An 11,687-nucleotide genomic window follows, 5' to 3' on the forward strand; every position below is an offset into this window, starting at 1 on the left:
ACCCCGGAGATCACGACCCCTCCGGCGGGCACGGTCCTGCCCGCCCACGTGCGCACGGGCGCCCCCGACATCCCGGTGACGTCGGTGACCCCTGCCCTCCCGCCCGGCTGGGAACCGGCGGACGCCCCGCTGTCGGCGAGAGCACCTCTGCCGGCGGTACCGCAGCAGGCGGATCCTCGGGCGGGGGGCGCGTGGCCGGCGGGGGAGCCGGACACGGGCGTACGGACGGAGCGGACGGAACGGACGGTACGGATCAAGCGGAGGGGTGGGGGGAGCGCTGCGCCTGTGCCGACAGACGCAACTCAGTCGGCGCCTGCAGCCGAACCGGCGGCACCGGCGAAGCCGACGGCTGGGCCTGCGCGGACGGCTGGGCCTGCGTCGGCGGCTGGGCATGGGACGGCGGCTGGGCATGGGACGGCCGCTGTCCCGCAGCAGACCGCCGTACAACCGCCGCACCGACGCTCGGCCGCCGACGGCGAACGGCCCCCGCAGGGGCCACCCGTACCCGACCACCATGCCCGCACAGGTGGTGCGGGTGGGAGCCCGAATCCGGCCCCAGGCCGGGTGTCGGCGGCGCCCCACTCACCCGCACCCGAAAAAATCCAGGTCAGCGCACTCCAGGCGATGTGCCGCTACGTCTTCGCCTTCCGCCTGGCGATGATCGCCCTCTCCGCCCCCGCCGCCCTCCTCAACGCGGCCCCCGGCCTCGCCACCCGCCTCGTAGGCGCCGCAGTCGTCGTCACCTTCATGGGCTCGTACGTCCTCTTCCGCGACTGGGAACGCTTCGGCCCCCTCCTCCTGCGCCACCCCACCCTCCTCGCCGTGGACACCCTCTTCGGCGCCCTCCTCCTGATCGCGGCGGGCCCGGACAGCACCCTCGCCTACGTCAGCATCTGCACCCCCCTCCTCGCCGGCCTCGTCTACAGCTGGCGCGGGGCGGGCATCTTCGCCTCGCTCCAGTCCCTGATCCTCCTCGCCGTCTACACGAGCTCGAAGGAACTGCACGCGACCCTCGCCCAGTCCTCCCTCTTCCCGGGCCTGTGCGTCATCGCCGGCGCTGCCGGCGTCACCCTGCGCAACCTCCTCCTCCGCTTCGGCGAAGCCACCCAAGCCCTGACCACGGTCCAGGCCCGCCTCGCCGTCACGGAAGCGGTGGGCGCCGAACGCGCCCGCCTGGCCCGCGAAATGCACGACTCGGTCGCCAAGACCCTGCACGGCGTGGCCCTGGCCGCAGACGGCCTGGCAGGCTCGGCGGGCGCGGACCGCATGGACCCGACCCTGGTCAAGCAGCAAGCAGAACTGGTCGCCCGCTCCGTCCGTCGAGCCGCCGCCGAGGCCCGCGAACTCCTCGCGGACCTACGCCGCGAGAACAACCCCGACCACGGCACCGACGTCCTCGTCGAACTCGCCGCCCGCACCCGCGACTTCAGCACCCGCACCGGCCTGCCCGTCACCTACCGCCCCACGGGCGAGCACGGCGTACCCCCCGTCCCGCCCGCGGTGGCCCGCCAGCTCCTCACGATCGCCTCGGAAGCGATGGAGAACGCCCACCGCCACGCGGAGCCGACCCGGGTCGACGTACGCGCCGGCGTCCACGGCGGTCTCCTCCGCATCAGCGTGTACGACGACGGCCGCGGCCTGCCCCCCGGCACCACCCTCGAACAACTCCGCCGCGCAGGCCACTTCGGCCTGGTCGGCATGGTGGAGCGGGCCGCCTCGGTCGGCGCCCGCATCCGCATCGGCCGCGGCGCCCAGCCCCGGGGCACGGAAGTCCGCCTGGAACTCCCACTGGCGGCCCTGACGACACCGACCGGCTGACACACACGCCCACACGTCCCGTCCCCCCACGACCCGAGAGGAGGCCGCCGATGCCGGACCAGACGACTCCCCACCCCGGCCCCCAGCAGTCCCCACCCCCGAACCCCTTCGAGGACTTCCCGACGGCCCCGCCGTCCGCACCCCTGCGCGTGGTCGTGGCCGACGACAACCCCGTGGTCCGCGCCGGCCTGACGGCCCTGCTCTCCGGCCGCGCGGACATCACGGTGGTCGCGGAGGCCGCCGACGGCCGCGAGGCCTGGGAAGCCGCTCACCACCACCGCCCGGACGTGGTGCTGCTCGACGTCCGCATGCCGGGCGTGGACGGCATCTCCGCGCTCCCGTACCTCGTCCAGATCGCCCCGGTCATGATGCTCACCTACAGCCGCGAGTCGGAGATCGTCCAGGAGGCCCTGCGCCGGGGCGCGGGCGGCTACCTGGTCCACGGCGAGTTCACGGCCCACCAACTGGTCGCCGCCGTACGGGACATCAGGGAGGGGCGAGCCCATTTCACCCCAACGGCGGCAGGCGCCCTTCTGGCCCAGCTCCGCGAGGGCCAGGGCCGGGGCCCGGCCGGGCCGCCGCTGCCGGAGGGCTTGGGTAGTGCGACTGCATACGACAATACGTTTCCCGCACCTTCGCAGGCGCCTGGCGAACAACCCGCACAAGCAGGGAGTTTCGGGATGACGTCCGCTCCGCCCCCTGCTATTTCTTCAGAAAACCTTTCGCAAGTGCAACCGGATGTGGGACAGTCCTCGTCTGGGTGGACAGGTGGCCGTCCGGCCGCCGTCGACAGGTCGCGGTTCCAACTCAGCACGAGGGAGGTGGAGATCATGGACCTCATCGCATCCGGGATGACCAACCAGCAGATCGCCGCCACCTGCTTCATCAGCGAGAAAACCGTCAAGAACCACATCAACCGCATCTTCGCCAAGCTCCACAGCACCAGCCGCGCCGAGGCCGCCGCCAAGTGGCTCGGCACGGCCCCCGGTTCGTCGCGAGGACAGGGGTGAGCTGCGGTGACGGTACGGGGGAGTGGGGAGGTGGGCCTGCGGGCCCAGACCGCCAACGGGCGGTCCCAAGGCGCTGGTTGGGCCTCTGATTGGGCCCGGGATTGGGTCCTGGGACCCTCTGCTGGGCCGGGTGTCCCGGCGTACGTTTCCGGTGTCGAAAGCGTCACCGGCAAGGAGGAAGCCGGTACCGCGAACGACACCGAGACCGAGCCCGGAGGGGAACACCATGAGTGACCTGATGCTGAAGACCGCCGTCGCGACCAAGGTCCGCGTGAACGGGTGGAAGAACACGACAGTCGAGGCGATGCAGCGCCGCGCCGGCGACAAGGGGCAGACCGCGGTCGAGTACTTGGGCATCATCGCGGTGGTTGTGGCGATCGTGCTGGCGATCACGGGTACCAACATCGGTCAGACGATCCTCACCAAGATCACGGCGCAGATCAACAAGGTCGCCAATTGATGCGACCCCGCAGGTACGGCGACGAAGGGCAGGCCTTCCCCATCTACATCACGGTGGTGGCGGGCCTGCTCTTCGTTGCGTTCGCGTACCTGGCGGTCGGTCAGGCCGCGGCCAGCCGGAACGGCGCTCAGACGGCGGCAGACGCGGCGGCACTCGCCGCGGCTCAGGACACCCGGGACCAACTTGCCGGCGCGTGGGTGAAGGACGTACTGGACCCGACCAAGTGGCAGGGCATCTTCGACGGCAACGGGGCGGTGGAGGACAGCTGCTGGCGTGCGTACCAGCTCGCATCGCAGAACGATGCGCAGCTGGACGGCGGCGCCGGCGGTTGCCAGCGGCGGCCGTGGCCGCTGGGTTACACGGTATATGTCGAGACCAACAAGCCCATCGGGGACTCGATAGTGCCTGGCACCGAGCACCAGAAGTCGAAGGCGCACGCCACCGCGGTGATCGAGTCGCTCTGCACGTTCAAGCTGCCCGCTGAGGATGCAGGAGACAAGGTGCTACCGCGACTGACCTGCAAGGGCAGGGAGTGGTACCTCAATCCCCACCACCTCAGTGATCTTCCGGGACCCGAAGACCTCTTCGACGTCCATCTGGCCGACTGACAAGCGAACGACGAGTGAAGAAGGAAGCAGAGTGATGAGCATTCGGTTCACTGCGACGACCCGCAGGGGGCTGGTCGCGTTGACCGTGGCGGCCGGACTGGCCCTCGGCGTGGCCGGCTGCGGCGGTGGCGGCGACGACAAGAAGCCGGACACCTCGGCCTCGGCCTCGAAGGGTAGTGGATCCAAGCCGAGTGCTCAGGAGGGGCAGTCGGAGACGCCCATGGCCGAACTCAAGGGCACGGACGGACTACTCCTCCAGATCACCTCCGCCGAGCGGGACTCGGGCGGATTTGTCACCGTGAACGGCAACCTGAAGAATGACGGCGCCAAGTCCGTAGCCATCCCGGCACAGATCAGCGGTGATGAGACCGAGATCATCAAGCACGGCGTCTCTCTGGGCGGTGCCACCTTGGTCGACTCCAAGGGGAAGAAGCGCTACTACGTGCTGCGCGACACGGAGGGGCGCCCGCTGACGACGACCGGCCTCGGAACCGTCGAGGCGGGCCAGACTCTCCCGGTCTTCATCCAGTTCCCGTCCCCGCCGGCGGACACGACCGAAGTCACCCTGCAGCTGCCCACCTTCTCCAGCGGCACCATCAAGATCTCCGGTTGAGGCGGCCGGCAATGACCCACACCCGACCCCGCGCGACAACCCCGCGTCCACGCCTCGCCCTGACCCTCACCGCCGCCACGGTCATGGTCGCCGCAAACCTCTACGGCGCCGTCGTGGCCCACGCCGACGACAGCCCCAGCGTGCCCCCGGGCACGGAGGCCTCCGCCTCCGCCCCCGTGAAGGTCGACCCGAACGACCCGGACCTGAAGCTTCCCGAGGGCGCCACCCTCGCCGCCCCCAAGGTCCTGGACATCAAGTCGGTCGTAGAAGACCAGGGCGGTGAGGAGCGCCGTTCGGACACCAACACTGACGTGACCTTCGCGTTGCAGGCCGAGGTGCTGTTCGGCAAGGACAGCGCGAAGCTGAGTGACGAGGCGAAGTCCCGTATCGCAGCGATCGCGGAGGAGATCAAGAAGCAGAAGGCCACGCACGTCCGTGTCTTCGGCTTCACGGACAACCTGGGCTCGTCGGCGCACGGCGACGTGTTGTCGAAGCAGCGAGCCGATGCCGTACAGGGCGTTCTGGATCAGGACCTCAACGACCCGAACATCACCTTCGAGGTCCGCGGCTACGGCGAGCAGTACCCGATCGCCGACAACTCCACGGAGGCAGGCCGCAAGAAGAACCGCCGGGTCGAGGTCTCCTTCCCGCGCACCCAGAGCTGACCCATGACGGGGCCTGTCCCGACGGCGGACAGGCCCCGCTTGCGCGGTCTACAGCAGGTGATCGGCCTTGCCTGCCTTGATGTCCCGGATGAGAGTGCGCAGGGCTTCGCGGGTGTCGGTGAGGTAGTTGTCCTCCTGGCCGGCGACGGCGATGTAGGCGTTGCCGTCGGCGTCGGTGCCTATGCGGAAGCAGTTGTTGCCCTCGGCACAGAAGGGCTCTTCCCAGGTGATTTCGGCCATGGTGGAGGCTCCTCAGAGTTGGCGGGCGATGTTGTGCATGAAATCGCGTGAGGCCTGCGGGTCCAGTGACTTGGCGTGCCACCAGTCCATGTGGGCGAGGTACTTGGCGAGCTGGGCATCGGCGTGCGTGAACTCTCCGCCATGGGCGGAGTCCAGCTGCACGGTGTCCAGTTGGGGGACGGCACCATGGGCGTACAGCACCGCGTGCCCCGCACCCGGGAAGGCGCCGACCTCGACGGGGAGAACCCGTACGTCGACGTTCTCCCGCTCGGACATCTCGCACAGGTACTGGAGCTGCTCCCGAGTCGTACGCCGCCCGCCGAACTGCATGCGCAGCGCCCATTCGTGGATGTAGGCGACGTATTCGACAGGATTCTCGCGTTCCAGTACCTGTTGCCGCTGCACGCGCTGGGCAACCCGTAGCTCGACCTCCGACTTGGGAAGCGGCGGCAGCGCGGAGTCGAAGATGGCGCGGGCGTACCCACTGAGTTGGAGCAGTCCGGGTACGTGCACGGTCTGCAGGGTCCGCAGTCGGGTGGCGAACCACTCCAACTCTGCCACGTCCAGCAGCCGTTGGGGGAGACTGCCCCGGTACTGCTCCCACCAGCCTTGCCTGCGGGAGTTGGCCATGGCGACCAGCCCCTCGATGTACGCCTGGTCCGCACAGTCGTAGTTGCTGGCGAGTATCCGGATGCGCTCGGGTGAGATGGCCCGGATGCCCGACTCCATGTTGGACACCTTCGTGCGGTCCAGTCCGAGCAGCTCGGCGGCGTACTCCGTGGTCTTACCCGCCGCGAGCCGCATCTTCCGCAATTCGGCACCCAGGCGCCGCTGGCGCTCAGTCGGTGCGGGCCGTGTGGGCATCGGCACCCTCCTGCCTGCTTTGGTCGGGCTCAGTCTGCCTCCTGCGTGCCGCACTGGTCCAACTCGATTGGAGGCAATGCTGGCGACTTTGTGGCACGTGTGCCACGTATCCCTCTACAGTCAGTGAGAGGTCGATCACGACCCGCCGCCGTACCGGAAGCGCATCGCGCGAGCCTGCCCGCAGCCTCCTCCCCTGGGAGGGGTGGGCGCGCGCCAGGGGGACAGGCCACCGGTCGGCGTCCAGACACCCCTGCTGACCAAGGGAGTTGCCATGTCCGCCGACGCGACGTCCTGTCTGTCCGCCACGCCCGTCGAACCGCCGCCCACGCCGCCGACCCCGGAAACCCTCACCTACAGCCTCACCCTCCCCGCTGCCCCGCAGACCCCGGCGGTCGCCCGCGCAGCCACCCGCACGATCCTGCGCGCGCACGGCCTCGCGGACGCGACCGACGCGGCGGTGCAGGTGGTGAGCGAACTGGCCGCCTGCGCCTGCCGTTTCACCATGTCGGCGGAGATCTACGTCCTGCTCCGCTACCGGGAAGGCGCCCTGCGCGTGATCCTCTACGACGGCCACCCCCGCCACACCCAACCCCGCCTGGCCACCGCCTGCGACACCCGCCGCCGCGCGACCCTGCGGCTGCTCGCCTGCGTGGTCCGGGCCTGTGACGGCGACTGGGGCTTCGGTGACGCGCGAGAGCCGGGCGGGGGCACCCGGATGTGGGCGGTGCTGCCGAGGGAGGGGGCGAGCAGGTTCCTGTAAGCGAACGCCGCGCCGAGGGGCCTGACGCCGAGCCACACGTGTTGCGCCGGTGCTTCCCGAGGGCTGCCGGCCCTCGGCGATGCGACCTGCCCGACCCCGTGAGGATTGGGCACCGTTTTGGGTCCACGGGCCCGTGTCGGGCGAGAGGCCCCTTCCTACCCTCGAGCGGTGTCGTGGAACAACGTCGGGGGGACGTGCCCGGGCTTGCCTGAGCCGGGTCGATGAACGCACCCCTCCGCGCAGCAGGTTGAGGAGGGGACATGGCCTCGGTCGGGGGAGTGCCGGAGTTCGGGGCCGCGGGGCCGTCCGGACACGGGGGGAGGCACGACATGCCTCGCTCCCTGTCGGCGGCCCTGGTGCTCGTACACGCGCTGTTCGTCGGCACCGTCCTCGGCGGACTCGGCCTGCTGCTGACCGCCGCGTCCTACGACGCCCTCGACGGCGGCGTCATCGCCCTCGTCACGTACGCCGCCGCGCCCGGCATCCTCGGCTGGTGGCTCGCCCGGCGGAGCTGGGAGGGCGGGACCTGGGTCCGGCGCGGGCTCGTCGCGGTACAGGTCTGGCTGATCCTCGGCGGCCTCGCCAACCTCACCGCCGGCTCCGCCCGCGGCGGCATCCAGCTCTTCCTGCCGGTCCTCATCCTCTACTTCCTGCTCCAGTCCGAGAGCCGGCAGTGGTACGAGCTCCCTGAGCTCGACCGGGCCGAGCGCTGCCCGTTCTCCCTCGCCCGGATGATCCGCTGGCGGCGGGACGAGGGGCAGACCGCGGTGGAGTACGCCGGCCTCGTCGCCATCGTCGTAGCCGTCGTCACCGCGCTGCTGGTCAGCGGCCTCGGCACGCAGATCTACGGCGGCATCGAGGCGCAGGTGTGCAAGGTCACCGGCATGGGCTGCCCGGCCCCGTCGGGCGGCGGCACCGACACCAACGTTGGGGGCGACAACAGCAAGGGCAACAGCAAGGGCAACAGCAACGGCAACGGCAGAAACGGCAGCGGCCAGAACAGCGGCAACGGCGGAAACGCCAACTCCCCCTCCACCAACGGCTCCCAGACCACCGACGGCAAGAACACCAACCCGGCCACCGACAACGGCGAAGGCAACGGCAACGGCAACGACAGCGACAGCGGCAGCGGCAAGAACAACACCGGCGACAAGAAGAAGGACGACGGCTGCTTCTCCGGCGTCGGCGCCTTCTTCGGCTGCGCCGGCCACCAGCTCAAGCAGGTCGGCCAGGGCCTGTTCGTCGACGGTGTCTGGGGCGACGTCACCGGCATCTACGACATGGTCCGCCACCCCCTGGACACCCTCAAGGGCATCGGCGACTACGGCAAGCAGCTCGGCCACGACTGGATGGAGAACTCCAAGGACGCCGGGAAGAAGTGGTCCAAGGGCGACTACCTCGGTGCCCTGGGGGACTGGGGCAGCGCCTCGCTGAAGACGGGCGGGAAGGTCCTCTACGACACGTTCATCGGCGACGACGTCGCCAAGGAGTGGGACAACGGCAACAAGACCCGCGCCGTCACCCACGTCATCTGGAACATCGGCTCGCTCTTCATCCCGGGCTACGACGTCGGCAAGGTCGTGGAGAAGGTCGGCGACCTCGGAAAGCTGGGCAAGCTCGGAAAGCTGGGCAAGCTAGCGGAGAAGGCGGGCGGGGCGGCCGAGGACGCGAAGAAGGCGGCCAAGGCCGGTGACGTGGCGGGCGCGGAGAAGGCAGCGAAGGAAGCCGACGAGGCGGCGGACGCGGCCGAGAAGAAGGCCAGGCAGTCCGGCTGCACCATCTCGGCCCCGGCTCGCCGGATTCCTTACGGCGACAGCCCGCGCGGAGACGCCCCCGGCCCCCTCACCGGCTCCTCCGGCACGGGCACCACGGTCCTGGCCTCCGGCCCGTCCTCCCCCTACGTCGTCCTCGCCGACGACGGCTGCGACGAGAACGCCAAGAAGGAGGCCGAGGAGGCCCGCAAGCAGGCGGACGAGGCGGACAAGGCGGCCGGTGAAGCGGAGCGGAAGAACAACAGGCCGGTCAACGAGTGGCAGGCGAGGGATGACATTGCCGGCCCGGCGCGCGGGAAGACCCTCAAGTTCCCCAACAAGCGTCACACCATCAGCGGAGCGGCAGGTGGTCAGGTCAAGGAGCGCAACACCGTGATCCTCAGAGGGAACGAGGACGTGGTCCGTGCCGACATCGAGGGAATCGCAAACGGCCGCGCGAAGCTGTTGCCGGACGGGAACACGTACGAGATCAACGGCCGTACATACGAGGTGGAGGGCAACGGGACGGTGTTCCCCAAGTCCGGTCCGGGACTGGCCGAGCTGGACCGCATCGAGTACGCCGCGCTGAAGGAGATCGCCCGCAACAAGGGCGACATCAGCAAGTCGCAGCAATTGCAGCGCGACCCCAAGTTCGTCAACAATCCCGCGAAGGTCGAGAAGGCCAGGGAGATCTACGACGGGACGTACAAGTGATCGGTAACCTCCTCACCGTCGCGGAGCCGGCTCCGGCGAGTCTCCGACGAGCGCTGGCGGACCTGCTGACGGTTCCGGACGAGGCGGTCGACGTGGCCGATGCGGACGGCGACCAGGAAGGGCGGCACTGGGAAGCGCCCGTGCTCTGCACCTACCGTCTGCTGCCGCCGGGTGACCTGGCGCTCGAGCTGGACATCAGTGTGGAGGACGGGATCGCCGGCAGCCTGTCGGAGGCAGAACTCGCCCTCGGCCTCGCGGCCAGGGTGGGGTGCTCCGTGCTCTACCCCGCGGAACTCGACCTGCCCAGTGCCTACTGGGTCGCGGTGCCGGACGGACGCTCGGTCAGGTGCCGTCTGGAGCCGGTGGACACCGATGAGGAGACGGCCTACCGCGTCGACGCGGTGGAGGAACCGGTGGCCGACCTGCCTGGTGCGACGGTGGAGACACTTCCGGAAATCCTCGACCGGCAGCCCATCGGTACGCCCGTCTCCGACGCCTTTCTCGCTGACTGTCCGACGGGTACGGCAGGGAGCGTCGAAGGACGTGTGCATTACGACCTGCGCGTATGGGAAAGGCTGGCCCGTCGGCTGGAGTCCGACTGGAACCCGTCGGGCCGCTACCGGGAGGACCTGTTCCGGCGCGATCTGGAAGCCCGGGACGCACTCGAGCACCTCGTGCACGAGGTCGACGACGCGCATGCCGACGGCCTGCGGTCCGCCGTGGCCCGGCTTGACCTGATCTTCCGTGAGCACACCGAGGAGGGGAAGGACGCCGGCTCCGGGAGGGGCGAGGAAGCAGAGCACTGGTGGTGGCGCCGTCGCCCGAAGCGCATTCCGTGGTGACGGGGCGACCTGGAACGGGGAGCGCCGAGCGGTCAACTCACCTGGTGCCAGGAGACCGTACGGCGGCTCCGGTCACCTGTCGTCTCCGCCGGCTACCCCGCCTCCACCGCCACCCGCACCCCCACCCGCAGCCCCCACCCCGCCATGGCTCCCGCCTCCGCCTCCAGCACATGCCGGGAGCGGAGGCGGGGCAGGCCCAGGCGGCCCGGCTTCATGGTGCGGACGGCGATGACCGTGAGGTCGCGGTTGAGGTAGGCGACGTCGATGGGGATGCGCATCCGGAAGGTGTGCACGCTGTTGGCGGGGGAGAGCAGGATCGCGCCGTCGACGGAGTCACGGCCGAGCAGGCCCTTCGTACGGGCGCGGTACGACGTCGCCAGCTCCAGCGGGACCGTCACCGGTGCCGCCCCGTCCCCGTGCACGACCAGCCTGCCCCGCCCGTCACGCCAGCGTCGTCCCATGCCCGAGCCGCCTCCCCGGTTTTGTCGTATGCCGTGCGAACCGACCGTATCCGCAGGGGAGTGGGCCCTACATGGGCCCACGGGCCCATGCCCTACCGGGCGGGCCCGGACTAGGGTCCCGGCGTGCGCGTACTTCTGATCGTCGTGGCGGTCCTGTGGGGCGCGGGGGCCGGACTGCTGCTGCCCCGGGCCGCCCACCGGTTGTCCGTCGACTCCGGTGAGCCCTGGAGCGGGGAGTGCCCCGGCGGGCATCCGATCACCGGCGCGTTCGGCGGCTGGGTGGGCCCGGCCCGCTGCACGGACGCGGCGGCGTGCGGGCCGTACGGGCCGAGCACCCGGGCCGTGTCCACCGTGACCGCCCTCGTGTGCGCCGCGCTGGCCGCCGCCACCGGGCCCCACCCCGAGGCCGTGGTCTGGCTGCTCGCCGCGCCCGTCGCCGTGCTGCTGGCGCTCGTCGACCACCGGGTGCACCGGCTCCCGGACATCCTGACGCTGCCGCTCGCCGCAGCGACCGTCGCGCTGCTCGGCATCGCGGCCACGCTGCCCGCCGCCGCGGGCTCCTGGTTGACGGCCCTGCTCGGCGGACTCGCCCTCGGCGCCGCGTACTTCGTGCTGTTCCTCGTCAACCCCGCCGGCATGGGCTTCGGCGACGTCAAACTCGCCCTCGCACTCGGGGCGGCCCTCGGCTGGTACGGCTGGCCCGTCCTGATCGCCGGAGCCTTCGCCGGACTCCTCTACGGCGCCCTCTACGGCCTGGGCCTGGTGGTCCTGCGCCGCGCGGGCCGCAAGTCGGCCATTCCGCTGGGGCCGTTCATGATCGGCGGGGCGTTCACGGGTCTGGTGGTCGGGGCGTTCGCGGCCGTGTGACGGTGCGGCCGGGG

General features: G+C 70.4%; 13 protein-coding genes. 10 read left to right on the forward strand and 3 right to left on the reverse strand.

Going from position 1 to position 11,687, the window contains the following annotated elements:
• Positions 1 to 624 precede the first annotated feature (624 nt).
• The 6 genes from ABZV31_RS27040 (at position 625) to ABZV31_RS27065 (ending at position 5,174) form a co-directional block, all read left to right on the forward strand.
• Positions 625 to 1,818 carry a histidine kinase gene (locus ABZV31_RS27040; RefSeq protein ID WP_355898756.1) on the forward strand — a complete coding sequence of 398 codons (1,194 nt, stop codon included), beginning with the start codon at positions 625 to 627 and terminating at the stop codon, positions 1,816 to 1,818.
• A gap of 50 nt (positions 1,819 to 1,868) precedes the next feature.
• The gene (locus ABZV31_RS27045) at positions 1,869 to 2,828 is read left to right on the forward strand and encodes a response regulator transcription factor (protein WP_355898758.1); all 960 of its coding nucleotides are present in this window, start codon (positions 1,869 to 1,871) and stop codon (positions 2,826 to 2,828) included.
• A 226-nt stretch (positions 2,829 to 3,054) separates the two neighbouring features.
• On the forward strand, positions 3,055 to 3,288 hold the full coding sequence (locus ABZV31_RS27050; RefSeq protein WP_355898761.1) for a hypothetical protein: 234 nt from the start codon (positions 3,055 to 3,057) through the stop codon (positions 3,286 to 3,288).
• Positions 3,288 to 3,896, forward strand: a complete 609-nt coding sequence (locus ABZV31_RS27055) for a pilus assembly protein TadG-related protein (RefSeq protein WP_355898763.1) — start codon at positions 3,288 to 3,290, stop codon at positions 3,894 to 3,896. The genes ABZV31_RS27050 and ABZV31_RS27055 overlap by 1 nt, the downstream gene beginning before the upstream one ends.
• Positions 3,897 to 3,930: 34 nt before the next feature.
• Positions 3,931 to 4,509: a hypothetical protein gene (locus tag ABZV31_RS27060; protein WP_355898766.1), complete on the forward strand. Its 579-nt coding sequence runs from the start codon at positions 3,931 to 3,933 to the stop codon at positions 4,507 to 4,509.
• An 11-nt stretch (positions 4,510 to 4,520) separates the two neighbouring features.
• Entirely contained in the window at positions 4,521 to 5,174 is a 654-nt protein-coding gene (locus ABZV31_RS27065) for an OmpA family protein (RefSeq protein WP_355898769.1), read from the forward strand.
• 48 nt (positions 5,175 to 5,222) lie between these two features.
• On the opposite strand, the gene ABZV31_RS27070 is transcribed toward ABZV31_RS27065, so the two are convergent.
• Both ABZV31_RS27070 and ABZV31_RS27075 read right to left on the reverse strand, forming a co-directional pair.
• A complete protein-coding gene (locus tag ABZV31_RS27070; protein ID WP_355898771.1) occupies positions 5,223 to 5,414 on the reverse strand; it encodes a hypothetical protein in 192 nt (63 codons plus the stop codon).
• A 12-nt stretch (positions 5,415 to 5,426) separates the two neighbouring features.
• Positions 5,427 to 6,278 carry a helix-turn-helix transcriptional regulator gene (locus ABZV31_RS27075; protein WP_355898774.1) on the reverse strand — a complete coding sequence of 284 codons (852 nt, stop codon included), beginning with the start codon at positions 6,276 to 6,278 and terminating at the stop codon, positions 5,427 to 5,429.
• Positions 6,279 to 6,549: 271 nt separating this feature from the next.
• Between ABZV31_RS27075 and ABZV31_RS27080 the strand changes: the two genes are divergently transcribed.
• The 3 genes from ABZV31_RS27080 (at position 6,550) to ABZV31_RS27090 (ending at position 10,345) form a co-directional block, all read left to right on the forward strand.
• Positions 6,550 to 7,038: an ATP-binding protein gene (locus tag ABZV31_RS27080; protein WP_355898777.1), complete on the forward strand. Its 489-nt coding sequence runs from the start codon at positions 6,550 to 6,552 to the stop codon at positions 7,036 to 7,038.
• A gap of 329 nt (positions 7,039 to 7,367) precedes the next feature.
• On the forward strand, positions 7,368 to 9,503 hold the full coding sequence (locus ABZV31_RS27085; RefSeq protein WP_355898779.1) for a cell envelope integrity protein TolA: 2,136 nt from the start codon (positions 7,368 to 7,370) through the stop codon (positions 9,501 to 9,503).
• Positions 9,500 to 10,345, forward strand: coding sequence for a hypothetical protein (locus ABZV31_RS27090; RefSeq protein ID WP_355898782.1), 846 nt, complete (start codon positions 9,500 to 9,502; stop codon positions 10,343 to 10,345). Before ABZV31_RS27085 ends, ABZV31_RS27090 begins: the two co-directional genes overlap by 4 nt.
• A gap of 92 nt (positions 10,346 to 10,437) precedes the next feature.
• Here ABZV31_RS27090 and ABZV31_RS27095 read toward each other — a convergent pair whose 3' ends face one another.
• Positions 10,438 to 10,806, reverse strand: coding sequence for a DUF192 domain-containing protein (locus ABZV31_RS27095; RefSeq protein ID WP_355898785.1), 369 nt, complete (start codon positions 10,804 to 10,806; stop codon positions 10,438 to 10,440).
• Between the two features lie 123 nt (positions 10,807 to 10,929).
• On the opposite strand from ABZV31_RS27095, the gene ABZV31_RS27100 reads away from it, so the two are divergent.
• Positions 10,930 to 11,673 carry an A24 family peptidase gene (locus ABZV31_RS27100; RefSeq protein ID WP_355898787.1) on the forward strand — a complete coding sequence of 248 codons (744 nt, stop codon included), beginning with the start codon at positions 10,930 to 10,932 and terminating at the stop codon, positions 11,671 to 11,673.
• The last annotated feature ends 14 nt before the right edge of the window (positions 11,674 to 11,687 follow it).

Origin of the sequence: Streptomyces sp. NPDC005202 (genome assembly GCF_040608235.1) — a bacterium.
Taxonomy (GTDB): domain Bacteria; phylum Actinomycetota; class Actinomycetes; order Streptomycetales; family Streptomycetaceae; genus Streptomyces.